The sequence below is a fragment of the Roseiarcus sp. genome (assembly GCF_049514155.1).
Taxonomy (GTDB): domain Bacteria; phylum Pseudomonadota; class Alphaproteobacteria; order Rhizobiales; family Beijerinckiaceae; genus Roseiarcus.
In genome coordinates this window covers 1-16,691 of the sequence record NZ_JBEKVH010000088.1, presented here as the reverse complement: position 1 = coordinate 16,691, position 16,691 = coordinate 1, and the positions used below count along the sequence as shown (strand labels likewise).

Below are 16,691 nucleotides of genomic sequence, written 5' to 3'. Positions count from 1 at the left end.
TTCGAGAAGGGCACGCGCCAGCTCGTTCCCGCGCTCGTCGACGTGCACAACCCCGGCCTGACCGGCGGCGTGCAGAACCAGCCCGACTTCCAGGCCGGCTCGGTCGACCATCGCACCCATTTCGTCAGCGAGGTTCCCCATATCGCCCGCGAGGCGATGGCGGAATATTCGCAGCTGACCGGCCGTCCCTACGCGCCGATCCTGACTTATATGTGCGACGACGCCGACACCGTCCTGCTCGGCCTCGGCTCGGTCACCGACGACGCCCAGGCGGCGGCCACGTATCTGCGCAGCCTCGGCAAGAAGGTCGGCGTCATCTCGGTCAAGCTGCTGCAGCCGTTCCCGGAGGCCGACGTCGTGGCCGCCCTCAAGGGCAAGAAGGCGGTGACCGTGCTCGAGCGCTCGGAAGTGACCGCGCTCACCAGCCTCGTCACCCAGGCTTTGTTCAAGGCGCGCGAGAACGCCGAAGGCGCAACCCATCCCGACATTCCGGCGCTGCGCGAATCGCCCAAGGTCATCACCGCGATCTTCGGCCTGGGCGCGCACGACTTGCAGCCGCGCCACCTGATCGCCGCCTACAAGAACATGGAGGAGAAGAACGCCCCGTTCGTCTACCTCGGCTCGCAGTTCTTCTCCAAGAGGCGCGGTTGAAGGCGGCCTATCCCGAGACCGAATTCATGGCGCTCGAGTCCGGGCCGAACCCGAACCTGCTGCCGAAGGGCGGCTTCCGCACCCGCTTCCACTCGGTCGGCGGCTACGGCACCATCGCCACCGGCAAGCTGCTCACCGACATTCTCGCCGGCGTGCTCGGCCTACATTCGAAGGCCGCGCCGAAGTACGGCTCGGAGAAGAGCGGCGCCCCGACCAACTACTACATCACGCTCAGCCCCGAGCCGGTGCTGCTGACCAACGCCGAACTCGAGGACGTCGAGATCGTCGTTTCGCCTGACCACAAGGTGTTCAGCCACAGCAATCCGCTGCGCGGCCTGGTCGAGGGCGGCACGTTCATCCTGCAGTCGAACCTGTCGCCGATCGAGGTGTGGAAGGAACTGCCGGCGCAGGCGCGCAAGACGATCCGCGACCGGAAGATCAACTTCTTCGTCCTCGACGGATTCGTCGTCGCCAAGCGGCACGCGCCGCGACCCGAGCTCGAGACCCGCATGATGGGCATCGCCTTCATCGGCGCGATCTGCGGCAATTGCGAACAGGTGACCGAGGGCGCGTCGCCGGAAGCGGTGCTGAAGAAGATCCGCCAGCAGATCGCGAAGAAGTTCGGCGCCAAGGGCGGCGCCGTGGTCGACGGCAACATGGCGGTGATCCAGGACGGTCTCGCCGCGACGCAGCGGGTCGATTACGAGCAGCCGGAATTCGCCCTCGCCGAGACCGCCGTGGCGGCGCGCGCCAATGGCCGCACGGTCGGCCTGTCGGCGGCGTTCTGCCGCGCCAATGCGACGGCGGCGCCCTCGGGCTTCCTCGACGCCGAGTATTTCGACGACGTCTACGCCACCGCGTTCCGCGACGGCGCAATCGCCGAAGCGCCGGTGCTGCCGGGCACCGGCATGTTCATCCCCGCCGGCAGCGCCGCCGGCAAGGACAAGGGCCTGTTCCGGCTCAAGGCGCCGGAATTCCTGCCTGACCTGTGCACGGGCTGCATGGAATGCGCGCTCGCCTGCCCCGACGCGGCGATCCCCAACACCGTGCACGACATCAACGACCTGCTGCTCACCGCGGTTCGTCAGCTCGACATCGCCGAGGCGCAGCGCGAGGCCCTGCGCAATCTCGTCCATCCGCTCGCCGACGCCGCGCGCGAGGTCTATCGGCGCGACAAGTCGCCCAAGCCCTTCCACGAGATCGTCGCCGCTGCGGCGGAAGGCCTGTCGGTCGACAGCGCAGTCCTGCGCGGCAACCTGCGCAAGCTCGCCAACGCGCTCGTCGCGTTCCCGGTCGCCAAGACCCGGCCGTTCTTCGACGCCGCCGAAAGCGCGACGCCGGGTTCGGGCGGCTTGTTCTCCGCGGTGATCGATCCGTGGAAGTGCACCGGCTGCCTCGAATGCGTCGACGTCTGCGGCCCGCACGCGCTGGTCGAGCGCCAGCAGGACCCTGCACTGCTCGACATGATGCAGGCGCGGTTCGAATTCTTGAGCCGCACGCCAAACACCCCGGCTCGCTTCGTCGACGGCGCCACCGAACCCGGCGGCGAGACGAAGCGGCTGATGCTCGATCGCCACAACTACTACGCCACCACCGGCGGCCACGGCGCCTGCCGCGGCTGCGGCGAGGTGACCGCGATCCGCCTGGTGACCGGGACCAACCATGCGATCCACGACAAGCGGCGGCGCGAGCAGATCCGCGAAGTCGAGGACCTGATCGACAAGCTCACCGCCAAGCTCGGCTCGGCGGTCGACACCGAGGACGACCCGAAGCGCAAGCCGCGCATCGCCGCCACGCTCGCGTCGCTCGAGAAGTCGCTCTACCTGCTCGAGAGCGGACCGCGCGGCGACGGGCCGGCCAGCGCCGTGATCTCCAACGCCACCGGCTGCAGCAGCGTCTACGCCTCGACCTTCCCGTTCAACCCCTACACCGATCCGTGGGTCAACAGCCTGTTCCAGGACTCGCCTGCGGTCGCCAAGGGCGTGTTCGAGGGCCTCGGCGCCGACGCGGTCGAGCAGGTGCGCGCGCTGCGCGTCGCCAAACTCGAGCTCGACGACAGCTACGATCCGCAGGTGCACGACAAGGCGCTGCGGACATTGAGCTGGAACGAGTTCACACCCGAAGAGCTGAACCAGCTGCCGACGGTGCTGAGCATCGGCGGCGACGGCGCGACCTACGACATCGGCTTCGGCGCGCTGTCGCGCGTTCTCTCCACTTCGACGCCGATCAAGGTCGTGGTGCTGAACACCGGCGCCTACTCCAATACCGGCGGCCAGGCTTCGACGGCCAGCCTCACCGGCCAGGATTCCGACCTCGCTCGCTACGGCGCAGCCCATTCGGGCAAGCAGGAACGGCGCAAGGAGCTCGCGCTCATCGCCGCCTTCCACCCGAACGTTTACGTCGTGCAGAGCTGCGCCTCGATGCAGGGGCACTTCCTCAAGCACGTGGTCGAGTTCCTCAACCACAACGACTCGCCCGCCGTGCTCGACGTCTACACGCCCTGCCAGGGCGAGCAGGGGATCACCGATCCGCTCGCCAACCGTCACGGCCGCGTGGCGGTCGAAAGCCGGATGAACCCGCTGTTCGTCCACGACCCGCGCCGCGGCGGCGACCTGCACAGCCGCTTCTCGCTCGAGGGCAACCCCGCCATCGACAAGGACTGGATCACGACGACGCTCGAATATGTCGAGGACGGCGCAACCAAGTTGATGGACGTCCCGCTGACGCCCGCCGACTTCGCGCTGACCGAAGGCCGGTTCAAGAAGCAGTTCCGCCCGCTCAAGGCCGACGCGACCGGCGTCCCGCTGCACGACTACATCGACCTCGGTCAGGCCGACCGGATCGGCAAGACGCCGTTCGTCTGGTCGGTCGACGACGAGAAGAAGCTGGTCAAGGTCGAGGTCGCCTCGACGGTCGTCGCGCTGGTCGAAGAGCGTCGTCGCAACTGGCGCACCCTCCAGTATCTCGCTGGTCAGGACATCGCCCGGCTCGACGCCAATCACCACCTCGAGCTCGAGACGCTGCGCCAACAGTACGAAGAGGCGGTCGAAGCGCGCGAAAGCTCGATCGACTCGATCGCGCAGGCGATGTCCGAGCTCGCCGCTGCGTCAAAGGCCCCGCCGGCAGGCGGCCTGTCCTTGGCGCTCGGCGGGGGGCCCGCGGCGGCGGCTAGGCCGTCTACGGCGCCCGCGGCGGCGAAGGCCAACGGGGCGGCGGTGTCGCTCGCCGAGGACGACGTCGCCAAGTGCACCAACTGCAAGACCTGCTACCAGGAGCTTCCGGAGCTGTTCGAGAAGACCCGGGTCGTCGTCGACGGCGCGACCAAGGAAGCCGGCCACCTGATCGCCGGCGCGCTCGCGCGCGTCACGATCACGCCCGAACTCAAGAGCAAGATCGCTCGTGTCGCCGCCAACTGTGACGCGGAAATCATCCATGAGCACTGAACTCGCCGCCCCCTCGCCCGCTCCCGCGGCGCCTCCCGTGCGCCTCGACCTCGAGCATTATCGGCAAGTGACGCATGCGCTCGAGTCGACCCAGACCGAGGTCGAGAAACTCGAGCACACCGAGGCGTTCGAAGTCTTCCAGAAGCAGCTGGGTCTGCTGCGCAAGCGGCTGCTGAACAGCCCGCAGTCGCTGCGCCAGGTCTTCATCGACGACGGCCTGCAGGCGATCGTGTGGGAGTTCGCCCAGGACGCGCTCGGCGCGAGCTTCACCAAGATGTTGTGGAGCCTGCTGCTGCGCGACGACGACATGTCGAGGATCCTGTTGCGCTTCATCTGGGCGATGCCGCTCAAATTCAAGCGCAGGTTCATCGCTGCGATCGACGCCCACCTGTCGGACCGCTACCCGATGTTCAAGGGACTGTCGGAGAACTGGCCCGGCGGGAACTACATCCACCCGTACGTTCGCCCGGCCGAAGAGCGCAAGAACGACTTCGAGCTGGTGACGACGGGCTATCTCGGCTACCGCGCGCTCGGCTATTCGCTGCGCGAGGTTGACATGTTCGTGTGGCTTGAAGTGCTGCGCGACAAGCAGTGCGAGGACAGGCCTTGCGAGCAAGGCGTCTTCGGTGAAAACAAGCGCAAGAAAGGCGGCTGCCCGGTCGCCATCCATATCCCCGACATGCTGAACCTGATGGGCCAGGGCAAGCTCAAAGAGGCCTTCACGCTGATCCAGGCGAGCAACCCGCTGCCGGACGTCACCGGCCGCGTCTGCCCGCAGGAACTGCAATGCCAGGGCGTCTGCACCATCACCGGCCGGCCGATCGAGATCGGCCAGCTCGAATGGTACCTACCCGAGCGCGATCGCCTCGCTCGCGAGGAAAAGGGCGACACATCCCTCGTTGCGGCGGATTATGTTTCCCCATGGGAGCGAGCCGAGAAGCCGGCGATCGCCGTGGTCGGTTCCGGTCCCGCCGGCCTGATCAACGCCTACCTGCTGTCGGTCGAGGGCTATCCCGTCACGGTGTTCGAAGCGTTCCACGACCTCGGCGGCGTGTTGCGCTACGGCATCCCTGAATTCCGTCTGCCGAATTCGCTGATCGACGACGTCGTCGAGAAGATCGACGCGCTGGGCGGCAAGTTCGTCAAGAACTTCGTCGTCGGCAAGACGGCCACCCTGCAGGACCTCAGGGACGCCGGCTTCTACAAGATCTTCGTCGGCACCGGCGCCGGCCTGCCGCGCTTCATGAACATCCCCGGCGAGCATCTCAACGGCGTCATGAGCGCCAACGAGTTCCTCACCCGAGTCAATCTGATGCAGGCGAGGCTCGAGGACTACGACACGCCGCTGCCGATCGTGAAGGACAAGACCGTCATCGTCATCGGCGGCGGCAACACCGCGATGGACGCGGCGCGCACCTCCAAGCGCCTGGGCGGCAAGGTCACCATCGTCTATCGCCGCACCCGCAAGGAGATGCCGGCGCGCGTCGAAGAGCTGGCGCACGCGCTCGAAGAGGGCGTCGAGCTGGCCGTCCTGCGGGCGCCGCGCGAATTCGTCAGCGGCGGCGAACATCACGTCTGCCACACCGTTCTCGAGGAAATGGAACTGGGCGCGCCCGACGCTTCGGGCCGACGCTCTCCCGTGCCCACCGGCAAGACCGAGACCATCCCGGTCGACCTCGTGATCATGGCGCTCGGAAACGACTCCAACCCGATCATCAAAAACTCCGAACCCCGCATCAAGACGTCGAAGTGGGGCAACCTGATGATGGAGAACGGCGCGGAGACGTCGCTCAAGGACGTCTACACCGGCGGCGACGCCGCGCGCGGCGGTTCGACCGCGATCAACGCGGCCGGCGACGGCAAGACCGCGGCGGCGCAGATCGCCCAGGAGATCCCGTTCAGCCCGGCCCAGATCAAGGACATGGTCGCCCGGGCGGCGGCCTACACCGCCAAGGCGCAGACCCCCTACACGATCGTCGCCCGGCGCGACATCGCTCAGGGCATCGTCGAGATCACGGTGAAGGCGCCGATGGTGGCTAAGTCCGCCCAGGCCGGTCAGTTCGTCCGCGTTCTGCCCAGCCGCAAGGGCGAGCTGATCCCGCTGACGCTGGCCGACTGGGACGCCAAGGCCGGCACCATCACGCTCGTCATCCAGGGCGTCGGCGCGAGCTCCATCCTGATCAACAAAATGCAGCCCGGCGAAGCGCTCGAAGGCGTCGCGGGACCGCTCGGCCAGCCCTCGAAGCTTCACCACTACGACGCCAAGAAGCAGACCGTCGTCTTCTGCGCCGGCGGCGTCGGGCTGCCGCCGGTCTACCCGATCGCGCGCGCACACCTGCGCCTCGGCAATCACGTCACGCTGATCGCCGGCTATCGCACGGAAACGGCGCTGTTCTGGGTCGGCGCAAACGAGCGCGTCGACAAGCTCAAGGCCGAGTTCGGCGACCTGCTCGACATCATCTATTGCACCAACGACGGCACCTTCGGCCTCAAGGGCTTCGTCACGACGCCGCTGCAGGCGATGCTGGACGCAGGCAAGAAATCGAACGGCCGCGACGTCGCCGAAGTCGTCGCCATCGGCCCGCCGCTGATGATGAAGGCGGTGTCGGAGCTGACGAAGAAATTCGCCCCGATGCCGACGGTGGTCAGCCTCAACTCGATCATGGTCGACGCCACCGGCATGTGCGGCGCCTGCATGGTGCCGGTGACGATCGACGGCAAGATGGTGCGCAAGCACGCCTGCATCGACGGGCCGGAACTGGACGCCCACATCATCGACTGGGACAAGTTCCTGCCGCGCTTCAATCAGTTCAAGGAGCAGGAACAGCAGAGCCGCGCCCGTCACGGCCTCGCCTGAGGCTCGACGTCAGGCGCAAACGAAACGGCGTCCGTCCGAAAGGTCGGACGCCTTCTTTTTTCCGATTGGGCCGCGTCTCGCCCCCTCGCCGGCGCTCGAAAAAGCAAATCCCGCGGGGAGCGCCCGCGGGATCAGCGAAACCCAGGGATTTTTCGGCGCGATCAGGCGGCGGTGATGCGCTCGTCGGCCGGCGAAGGCTCGCGCAGCACGTAGCCGCGGCCCCAAACCGTTTCGATGTAGTTGCGGCCGCTCGACGCCGTCGCCAGCTTCTTGCGCAGCTTACAGATGAACACGTCGATGATCTTCAGCTCGGGCTCGTCCATGCCGCCGTAGAGGTGGTTGAGGAACATCTCCTTGGTCAGCGTCGTGCCCTTGCGCAGCGAGAGCAGCTCCAGCATCTGGTATTCCTTGCCGGTCAGATGCACACGCTGGCCGTCGACCTCCACGGTCTTCTGGTCGAGGTTGACGACGAGATCGCCGGTGATGATCACCGACTGGGCGTGGCCCTTCGAGCGGCGCACGATGGCGTGGATTCGCGCCACCAACTCGTCCTTGTGGAACGGCTTGGTGAGATAATCGTCGGCGCCCAGGCCGAGGCCGCGCACCTTGTCTTCGATGCCAGCCATGCCGGAAAGAATGAGAATCGGCGTCTTGATCTTCGTCAGCCGCAAAGCCCGCAGGACTTCGTAGCCCGACATATCCGGCAGGTTCAGGTCGAGGAGAATAATGTCGTAGTCATAGAGCTTGCCGAGATCGATCCCCTCCTCGCCGAGATCGGTGACATAGACGTTGAAATTTTCCGACTTGAGCATCAATTCGATGCTTTGCGCCGTCGCAGCGTCGTCCTCGATTAGTAAAATCCGCATGTTAAATCCCCAGACTTGCCCTTTAGGCACGCCGCCGCGGAACGCTAACCGCAACCGCGCCGCAAGACGTCCGGCGCAAGGCCGGGGCGCGAACCCGGCCGACTCGACACGCAGAGTGACCAGCAACGGTTAACAAACTGTGATTCACTTGCGCAACCCCTCGCCCGGAATAAATCCGTCCAAAAGGGAACGTCTTGATACTTTTGCCTGATTCGTCGTCGATTTGCTTAAACCGTTACCTGAACCCCTTAGCCTAAGCGGCACTCTTGATTCATCCTTCGCCGCTGCGGCGCGACCCACCGCCGCGGGGTAACCGATCTCGCGCGGCGCGACGCGCACAGCGTCATCTCGCTAAGGATTGTTAATGACGCGGGTAAACGAACCGCTAACGCGGAGCCCGTCGGCGACGGATTTTCACGTTTCCCGATCGGCGTGACGGGCGCTGCCTGCGCGACAGCTTCGCCGCCGCCGCTAACCAATGAGCAACCTTCCTGCGCCATCTTCACGCTGTCTCGTGGCGTTGAATCGTCGGGCGGCCGTATCCGCCCGTTGTCGTCGTATGGAGTGCGTAAAGATGAAATCGCGAGACACGCTCATTCGCCTCAAGCGGTTCCAGGCCGACGAGAAGCGGCGGCGGGTTAAGCAGATCGAGGCCATGGTGGCTGAATTCACCCGCATGGCCGGCGATCTCGACCGAGAAATCGCCAACGAAGAAAAGCGCGCCGGAATTTCCGACCCCCATCACTTCGCCTATCCGACCTACGCCCGCGCCGCGAGCGCGCGGCGCGACAATTTGAAGCGATCGATCGAGGAGCTCAGCGGGCAGATCGAGGAGGCCAAAGCCGGCCTCGAAGAAGCCCTGTCGGAGCTCGCGAAATACGAATCGCTCGAGGGCCGCGAGAAGGCGATGGAACGCGCGCACGAGGCCGCCGCCCGCGCCTGAGCGGCCGCCGCCTGCCGATTGCGACCCGCCCGCCGATGCAGTACACCGAACCGGTGTTTGGCCATCGACGGGAGCGGGAAGGATATGGCGAGCAATAACAACGCGGCCGCGGCCGATGCGGCGGGGGATCTGGCCGCACACGAATCGACATACGCCGCGTTCGTCGCGCTCACCGAAGTCGCCGTCGCGCTGCTGCTCTGCATCGTTCTTTGTCTTGTTCTTTGGGGTCTGGAAGGCCACGGCTTCGTCGCCTTGGTCGGCCTGATCGTCGCGTGCGCCGCCGCCGCCGTCGGCTCCGTCGCCGGCTACGGGTGGCGCGCATTGACGCCGATCATATTGCTGCTCGGGCTCGCCTCTATCGTTCTGAAATAGCTTGGCTCCGGCGGAAGCTGGCCGAGCGCTGACAGTCTGGGATGTCGTCATGCTGATCCCGCATACGCCGGATAGCGCATTGATTTCTGGCGTTTGTGTCGCGATTCAGCTATTATAATCAGCATCTTAAGCTGATTTGAAGGCTGTCTTCATGACGAACCCGGCGGGTGAATCGAACGGCGAGGCGCTCAAGCTCGATTGCGACCGCCGTCTGGCGCTCCTGTTTCGGAGATCGGTAGTCACTTCGGGCGCCGGTTTGCTCGTCTATCATGAACTCGACGACGCGCTCGGCCTTAGGGCGATGGCGGGCGAGAAGCTCGCGGACGTCCGCACCGGCAAAAAACGGTCTGAGGCTGAAACCAGCCGCCATCTGGGGGATGTCGGTTTAGTTGCGTGTCAATCAACCGTGGAAGAACCAAAATGCCATCGATCATAGGAATTCCGAAAGAGACGTATGCGGGCGAGAAACGTGTCGCGACCACGCCGGAGGCGGTGACGAAGCTGATCGGCCTCGGCTTCACGGTGGCCGTGGAGTCGCACGCGGGCGACGGCGCCAGTTTCTATGACGACGCCTACGCCGCCGCCGGAGCAAAGATCGTCTCCGCCGACGAAGCGTGGTCTTCCGCCGACATCATCTTCAAGGTGCGCGCGCCTTCGACCGACGAGGTCGCCAAGCTGAAGGAAGGCGCGACGCTCGTCAGCTTCATCTGGCCGGCGCAGAACCCCGAGCTGATGAAGGCGCTCGCCGCCCGCAAGGCGACGGTGCTGGCGATGGACGCCGTCCCCCGCCTGCTCTCCCGTGCGCAAAAAATGGACGCGCTCACGTCGATGGCGGGCATCACCGGCTATCGCGCCGTCATCGAGGCGGCAAACGCCTTCGGCCGATATTTCAATGGCCAGATCACCGCCGCGGGCAAGGTGCCGCCGGCCAAGGTGTTCATCGCCGGCGCGGGCGTGGCCGGTCTTGCCGCCATCGGCACAGCGGCGGGGCTCGGCGCCATCGTACGCGCCAACGACACCCGCGCGGAGGTGGCCGATCAAGTCAAGTCCCTGGGCGGCGAGTTCGTCAAGGTCGACTATGAGGAAGAAGGCTCGGGCGGCGGCGGTTACGCCAAGGTGATGAGCGAAGGCTTCCAGACGGCCCAGCGCGAGATGTACGCCAAGCAGGCGGCGGACGTCGATATCATCATCACCACGGCGCTCAGTCCGGGCAAGCCGGCGCCGAAGCTCATCACCGCCGAAATGGTGCGCTCGATGAAGCCGGGCAGCGTCATTGTCGACCTCGCCGCCGAACAGGGCGGCAATTGCGAGCTGACCGAGCCCGGCCAGGCGGTCGTCAAGCACGGCGTCACCATCATCGGCTATACGGATCTGCACAGCCGTTTGGCCAAACAGTCCTCGACGCTCTACGCCAACAATCTGCTGCGCTTGACCGAGGAGCTGTGCAAGGCGAAGGACGGCCAGATCGTCGTCAACATGGACGACGACGCGATCCGCGGCTTCACTGTGATCAAGGACGGCGCGATCACTTGGCCGGCTCCGCCGCTGAAGCTTCCCGCCCCGCCCGCAGCGGCGCCCAAGCCGGCCGTTGCGCCCGCCGCAGCGGGGAAGAAGGGCGGTCACGGCGCCCCCTCCGGCCAATCGTCGCTCACCTCAACGCTGGTGTTGTTCGGCGTCGGCGCCGTCGTGTTCGCGCTGATCGGCGGATTTGCGCCGCAGGCGTTCCTCGGCCACTTCACGGTGTTCGTGCTCGCCTGCTTCGTCGGCTACATGGTGGTCTGGAACGTCACCCCGGCGTTGCACACGCCGCTGATGAGCGTGACCAACGCGATTTCCTCGATCATCGCCATCGGCGCGCTGCTTCAGGTTGCGCCGCCTCCCGCGCCTGGTCGTCCGGCGGAGCTGATCCTCTGGATCGCCGTCGTCGGCGTCGCGCTCACGTCGATCAACATGTTCGGCGGGTTCGCGGTGACCCGCCGCATGCTGATGATGTTCCAGAAATAAGGAGGCGGGAAAATGCCTGTCAGTCTCGTCACGGCCTCCTACCTCGGAGCCACCATTCTCTTCATCCTCAGCCTCGGTGGGCTATCCAATCCGGAAACCGCCAAGCGCGGCAACTGGTACGGCATCGTCGGCATGGCGATCGCCGTGCTCGCCACCGTGTTCGGCTACCGCGCGCTGATGGCGGGCGATCAGCCGATCGTAACCGGCAACGGCTACGCCTTCATTGTCGGCGCGATGGTGGTCGGCGGCGCGGTCGGGCTGTGGGCCGCGCGCACCGTCAAGATGACGCAGATGCCGGAGCTGGTGGCGATCATGCACTCGCTGGTCGGCTTTGCCGCCTGCACCATCGGCTTCGCCAGCTACATCGACACCTCAACGGTGTTTCCGACCCACGCCGAGCACGTGGTCCATGTGCTCGAAATCTACATCGGCGTGCTGATCGGCGCGGTGACCTTCACTGGTTCGGTGATCGCGTTCGGCAAGCTGTCGGCGAGGATCGGCGGCAAACCGGTGCTGTTGCCGGGGCGCCATTGGCTCAACCTCGCGGGCCTCCTCATCGTGATCGTTTGCGGCTACTGGTTCCTCAGCGCCGAATCGATTGCGGCCGGCATGCTGCCGCTCATCGTGATGACTGTGATCTCGCTCGCCTTCGGCGTTCACATGGTGATGGCGATCGGCGGCGCCGACATGCCGGTGGTGATCTCGATGCTGAACAGCTACTCGGGCTGGGCGGCGGCGGCGACCGGCTTCATGCTGTCGAACGACCTGCTGATCGTGGTCGGCGCTCTAGTCGGCTCGTCGGGCGCGATCCTTAGCTACATCATGTGCCGCGCCATGAACCGCAACTTCATCGCGGTGATCGCGGGCGGCTTTGGCGCCGCTGAGGGCGCGGCGGCGAAGAAGAGCGGGGAGCCGGTCGGAGAAGTCACGCCGATCAGCGCGGCGGAAACCGCGGAGCTGCTTCGCGACTCCAAGAGCGTGATCATCGTGCCCGGCTACGGCATGGCGGTCGCGCAGGCGCAGCACGCGGTCTTTGAAATGACCAAAGCGTTGCGCGAAATGGGCGTCAACGTGCGGTTCGGCATCCACCCGGTCGCCGGGCGCATGCCGGGGCACATGAACGTGCTGCTCGCCGAAGCGAAGGTGCCCTACGACATCGTCCTCGAAATGGACGAGCTTAACGACGACTTCCCGTCGACCGACGTCGCGATGGTCATCGGCGCCAACGACATCGTCAACCCGGCGGCGCAGGAGGATCCGACCAGCCCGATCGCCGGCATGCCGGTGCTCGAGGTGTGGAAGGCCAAGACCTCGATCGTGATGAAGCGCTCGATGGCCTCGGGCTACGCCGGCATCGACAATCCGCTCTTCTACAAGGAGAACAACCGGATGCTGTTCGGCGATGCGAAGAAGATGCTCGAGGAGGTCATCGCGGCGCTGAAAGCGAAGTGAGCACCTCGTCAGCGATGGCGCACTGAAACGGACGGCGCGTCGCCGCCAACGACGCGCCTTCGTTCCCCAGCAAATCGGATCGGAAGTCGGAGACCGCGGCGCTCACTCGCGCCGCCGCGGCTGAAGCTCAGGCTGCGCCCAGCCGCTGCAGCCCGGCCTTGGCGGCCGAATTGCTCGGCGCGACCATGGTCGCTCGCTCGTAGGACTCGACCGCCTTCGGCTTGTTGCCGAGCTTCTCGTAGGCGAGCCCCAATCCCGCCCAGGCTTCGGCGTTGTTCGAATCGACGTTGAGCGCCGCGTCGAAGTCGTCGACCGCCTGATCGTACTTGCCGGTCGCCAGCAGACTCTGGCCGCGCGCCTGATAGGGCGCGCCGGCGAACGGGTCGCGGTCGATGGCGTTGTTGAAGTCGGTGATCGCCTGTTCGTTGTTGCCGAGGCGTTGATAGATCAGGCCGCGCGCGTGGTAGGCCTGCGCGCCTTCCGGATTGAGACGGATCGCGGCGTCGAGGTCGGCCATCGCCTCCGGCAGATGGTTCTGCGACCGGAGCAGATTGCCGCGGCCGAGATAGGCCGACGCGTCGTTCGGGTTGGCGGCGATGGCGGCGCTGAAGTCGGCGAGCGCCGGGCCATCCTTGCCCATCTGGCGAAAAGCGAGCGCGCGATTGGTGTAGGCGGCGTTGAACTTCGGATCGATCTGCACCGCTTTGGTGAAGTCTTCGATCGCGCTCTTGTAGTTGCCGGCCTTGGCGAAGGCGATGCCGCGGGTGTTGTAGGCGACCGAATCGCCGGGGTTGCGCTGGATGACGTCGGTCAGCGACCCGATGTTGCCGGCGTTGGCGCCCGGACTGTCGGCGTCGACCTCCGCGACCTTGCTCGGCGCGCCTTGCAGCGGACCGAGGGTCTCGCTGCACGCAGCAAGCGCCAGCGCCGCACAGATCACCGCCGCCGGGCCGACCGCGCTGCGAAGGGTTCGCGCATTATTCCGCATGAGCCGCCAAACCTCCGCCGCTGCATTGAAGCGGATTGCTGCCTGCGCTTGCGCTCCACGGCCGCGGAACGCGCGCCTCGACGATCTCAGCCCGCGGTGCGCGGCGCGCCGACAGCCGTCCTCGGCTTCATCGGCAGCAGGCCTTCGCGCTGCAGCTTCTTGCGCGCCAGCTTGCGGGCGCGACGCACAGCTTCCGCCTTTTCGCGGGCGCGCTTCTCGGAGGGCTTCTCGTAATGGCCGCGAAGCTTCATCTCGCGGAAAATGCCCTCGCGCTGCATCTTCTTTTTGAGCGCTTTGAGAGCCTGATCGACGTTGTTGTCACGGACGAGAACTTGCACGGGCGATCCTATGTTGGCGAGGCGTTAGCCCCGACGGTCGTTGCGATTTCACGAGAGACAAGAGAGGCGCGCCGCCTTTGCGAGCAGCGCGCCTACTTGTCGCTGCCCTAGCAGATTCCGCCTGCTCTGTCCAGCCAAAGCCGCGCCCGGAGCGGGCCTTCCGGCGCCGCTTCAGCCGCCGTGCGGCGGCTCGGCGAACACCCGCGTCACATGGCCCATCTTGCGGCCAGGGCGGGTCTCCAGTTTGCCGTAAAGGTGCAGCGACACATCGGGCTGAGCGAGAATGTCGCGCCATTCGTCGGCCTCGTCGCCGATCAGGTTGGACATCTCGATTCGCCCCCGCCGCGCCGGACTGCCGAGCGGCCAGCCGGCGATGGCGCGGATGTGCTGCTCGAACTGCGAGGTCTGTGCGCCCTCGATCGTCCAATGGCCTGAATTGTGGACCCGCGGCGCCAATTCGTTGACCAGCAGCCGCGCGCCGCCCGTCGCGTCGCGCGCCACGAACAGCTCGACGGCGAGCACCCCGACATAGTCGAGCGCCTCGACCGCCTTGGCGGCCAACGCCTTGGCCGCCGCCTCAACCCCCGGCGCCACGCGCGCCGGCACATGGGTGCGCGCGAGGATATGGCGGTCGTGCTCGTTCTCGCACAGGTCGTAGGCGACCATCGCCCCCTCGAGGCTGCGCGCCACGACCACGGAAGCCTCGCAGTCGAAAGCGACGAAGCCCTCGAGAATCATCGGTCCGCCGCCGAGGCTGCGGTGAAGCGCCGGCAAATCGGACCCCTCGCGGATCATCGCCTGGCCCTTGCCGTCGTAGCCGAGGCGCAGGGTCTTGAGCACCGCCGGGCGGCCGATCTCGGCCAAGGCGGGCGCGAGCGCGGCGGCGTCGGGAACCGCGCGAAACGGCGCCGTCGCCAGGCCGAGGCCGCTTAGGAAGGTCTTTTCGGCGAACCGGTCCTGAGTGACCGCCAGCGCCCGCGCCCCGGGCCTCACCGGCTTACGGCTTTCGAGGAACTCGACGCAGCCGATCGGCACGTTCTCGAATTCGTAGGTGACGACGTCGACCGCTTCGGCGAAGCGGGCGAGCGCCGCCTCGTCGTCGAAGCCGGCGACGGTGCGCTCGCTCGCCGCGTCGTAGGCCGGCGCGTCGCTCTCGGGCGCATAGATGTGACAGCGCAGGCCGAGCTTCAACGCCGCCATCGCCAGCATACGGCCGAGCTGGCCGGAGCCGAGAATGCCGATCGTCGCGCCGGGGGCGAGGATCATCCTGCGTCGCCGTCGTTGGGGAATTCCGCGACCGATGCGGTCCGCGCGGCGCGCCAGGCGTCGAGCCGATCGGCGAGCGCCGGATCGTTCAGCGCCAGCACCGCGGCGGCGAGCAGCGCCGCATTGACGGCGCCCGCCTGCCCGATCGCCAGCGTCCCGACCGGCACGCCGGCCGGCATCTGGACGATCGACAGCAGGCTGTCCTGACCCGAGAGCGTTTTGCTCTCGATCGGCACGCCGAAGACCGGCAACGGCGTGAAGGCGGCGGTCATGCCGGGCAGATGCGCCGCCCCGCCCGCCCCGGCGACGACGACTTTGAACCCCGCCGCCTTGGCCCCCTTGGCGAAGGCGACCAGACGGTCTGGGGTGCGGTGGGCCGAGACGACGCGCGCTTCGTAGCCGACTGCGAGCTCGTCGAGCGTCTCGGCGGCGCGCCGCATCGTCGCCCAGTCGGACTGGCTCCCCATGACGATGGCGACGGGCTTGGAAGTTCCGCTCAAGCGCCCCTGCCGGGAAAAAGCGGGCGAAAACGCCCCGGCGCTGCGCTTATCGGAAGCGCGCGCGGCGCGCAAGGCGAACGGCGGAACGGCGCGCCGAAGGTCATTCGTAAGGTCAATTTTCGGCGTTCGGCCGCCGCGAGACCCCGCCCCGCTCGCGGCGGCTGGACCTTCCGACCCAACCGGAGCCCAAATGAACCGCCGGCCCGGGAGAATTTGTCGCGGCCGGTTGTTCCTGCCGCTAGAATCGGGCTGAATGCCGCCGCCGCGTGGGGCCGGAGGAGGCGCGCCGGCGTCATCGCAACGCCGCACGAGGCGCGCAAGAACTCGAAAGAGGCGCAGCCGTCGCTCCGGCTCGGACGGCGAACCTTGGAGGGAACAGCGATGGCAACGCCGTTTGCGCAAAGCGAACTCGAGCTGATCGACGCCTACTGGCGCGCCGCCAACTACTTGTCGATCGGCCAGATCTATCTGTTCGACAATCCGCTGCTGCGCAAGCCGCTGGTCAAGGAGCACATCAAGCCGCGGCTGCTCGGGCACTGGGGCACGACGCCCGGCCTCAATTTCATCTACGCCCACCTCAACCGGCTGATCAAAGCGCTCGACCTCGAGGTCCTGTTCGTCACCGGCCCCGGCCACGGCGGCCCGGCGATTGTCGCCAACGTCTATCTCGAAGGCGTCTACAGCGAGGTCTACCCCAACATCTCTCAAGACGAAGCGGGAATGAAGCGGCTGTTCAAGCAGTTCTCGTTTCCCGGCGGCATTCCGAGCCACGTCGCGCCGGAGACGCCCGGCTCGATCCACGAGGGCGGCGAACTCGGCTACGCGCTGTCGCACGCCTTTGGCGCGGCGTTCGACAATCCCAACCTGATCGTCGCCTGCGTCGTCGGCGACGGCGAGGCGGAGACCGGCCCGGCGGCGACCGGCTGGCACTCGAACAAATTCCTCAACCCGAAGACCGACGGCGCGGTGCTGCCGATCCTGCACCTCAACGGCTACAAGATCGCCAACCCG

At 66.5% G+C, this 16,691-nt stretch carries 13 protein-coding genes and 1 pseudogene; 9 read left to right on the top strand and 5 right to left on the bottom strand.

Translation table 11 applies throughout. From position 1 onward, the window contains the following. From ABSF49_RS13495 to ABSF49_RS13485, 3 genes are all read left to right on the top strand, one after another. Nucleotides 1–651 (top strand): transketolase C-terminal domain-containing protein (locus ABSF49_RS13495; protein WP_424113169.1); only part of this gene is annotated, 651 nt, incomplete at its 5' end. Next, nucleotides 648–4,094 (top strand): 2-oxoacid:acceptor oxidoreductase family protein, encoded by a 3,447-nt coding sequence (locus ABSF49_RS13490; RefSeq protein WP_424113168.1) that lies wholly within the window; start codon nucleotides 648–650, stop codon nucleotides 4,092–4,094. The genes ABSF49_RS13495 and ABSF49_RS13490, both read left to right, overlap by 4 nt. Next, a complete protein-coding gene (locus ABSF49_RS13485) occupies nucleotides 4,084–6,951 on the top strand; it encodes a sulfide/dihydroorotate dehydrogenase-like FAD/NAD-binding protein (protein WP_424113167.1) in 2,868 nt (955 codons plus the stop codon). The genes ABSF49_RS13490 and ABSF49_RS13485 overlap by 11 nt, the downstream gene beginning before the upstream one ends. Before the next feature lie 161 nt (nucleotides 6,952–7,112). Here the strand turns inward: ABSF49_RS13485 and ctrA are convergent, their stop codons facing one another. Further along, entirely contained in the window at nucleotides 7,113–7,817 is a 705-nt protein-coding gene (gene ctrA / locus ABSF49_RS13480; protein ID WP_424113166.1) for a response regulator transcription factor CtrA, read from the bottom strand. Between the two features lie 574 nt (nucleotides 7,818–8,391). On the opposite strand from ctrA, the gene fliJ reads away from it, so the two are divergent. From fliJ to pntB, 5 genes and pseudogenes are all read left to right on the top strand, one after another. Beyond that, nucleotides 8,392–8,760, top strand: a complete 369-nt coding sequence (fliJ, locus tag ABSF49_RS13475; protein ID WP_424113165.1) for a flagellar export protein FliJ — start codon at nucleotides 8,392–8,394, stop codon at nucleotides 8,758–8,760. A 57-nt stretch (nucleotides 8,761–8,817) separates the two neighbouring features. Then, a complete protein-coding gene (locus ABSF49_RS13470; RefSeq protein ID WP_424113164.1) occupies nucleotides 8,818–9,132 on the top strand; it encodes an aa3-type cytochrome c oxidase subunit IV in 315 nt (104 codons plus the stop codon). A 151-nt stretch (nucleotides 9,133–9,283) separates the two neighbouring features. Then, nucleotides 9,284–9,487, top strand: a pseudogene (locus ABSF49_RS13465) (IS1380-like element ISCARN79 family transposase); the annotation flags it as partial. A 65-nt stretch (nucleotides 9,488–9,552) separates the two neighbouring features. Then, complete coding sequence (locus tag ABSF49_RS13460) at nucleotides 9,553–11,136, top strand: Re/Si-specific NAD(P)(+) transhydrogenase subunit alpha (protein ID WP_424113163.1); 1,584 nt, start codon at nucleotides 9,553–9,555, stop codon at nucleotides 11,134–11,136. A gap of 12 nt (nucleotides 11,137–11,148) precedes the next feature. After that, the gene (pntB, locus tag ABSF49_RS13455) at nucleotides 11,149–12,588 is read left to right on the top strand and encodes a Re/Si-specific NAD(P)(+) transhydrogenase subunit beta (protein WP_424113162.1); all 1,440 of its coding nucleotides are present in this window, start codon (nucleotides 11,149–11,151) and stop codon (nucleotides 12,586–12,588) included. Nucleotides 12,589–12,715: 127 nt separating this feature from the next. Here pntB and ABSF49_RS13450 read toward each other — a convergent pair whose 3' ends face one another. The 4 genes from ABSF49_RS13450 to purE form a co-directional block, all read right to left on the bottom strand. After that, on the bottom strand, nucleotides 12,716–13,576 hold the full coding sequence (locus ABSF49_RS13450; protein ID WP_424113161.1) for a tetratricopeptide repeat protein: 861 nt from the start codon (nucleotides 13,574–13,576) through the stop codon (nucleotides 12,716–12,718). Nucleotides 13,577–13,662: 86 nt separating this feature from the next. Then, complete coding sequence (gene rpsU, locus ABSF49_RS13445) at nucleotides 13,663–13,914, bottom strand: 30S ribosomal protein S21 (RefSeq protein WP_424113160.1); 252 nt, start codon at nucleotides 13,912–13,914, stop codon at nucleotides 13,663–13,665. Between the two features lie 171 nt (nucleotides 13,915–14,085). Next, a complete protein-coding gene (locus ABSF49_RS13440; protein ID WP_424113159.1) occupies nucleotides 14,086–15,180 on the bottom strand; it encodes a 5-(carboxyamino)imidazole ribonucleotide synthase in 1,095 nt (364 codons plus the stop codon). Then, nucleotides 15,177–15,647, bottom strand: coding sequence for a 5-(carboxyamino)imidazole ribonucleotide mutase (gene purE / locus ABSF49_RS13435; protein WP_424113170.1), 471 nt, complete (start codon nucleotides 15,645–15,647; stop codon nucleotides 15,177–15,179). The genes ABSF49_RS13440 and purE overlap by 4 nt, the downstream gene beginning before the upstream one ends. A 414-nt stretch (nucleotides 15,648–16,061) precedes the next feature. Between purE and ABSF49_RS13430 the strand changes: the two genes are divergently transcribed. After that, on the top strand, nucleotides 16,062–16,691 hold a 630-nt coding region (locus tag ABSF49_RS13430; RefSeq protein ID WP_490363325.1), incomplete at its 3' end, for a phosphoketolase family protein.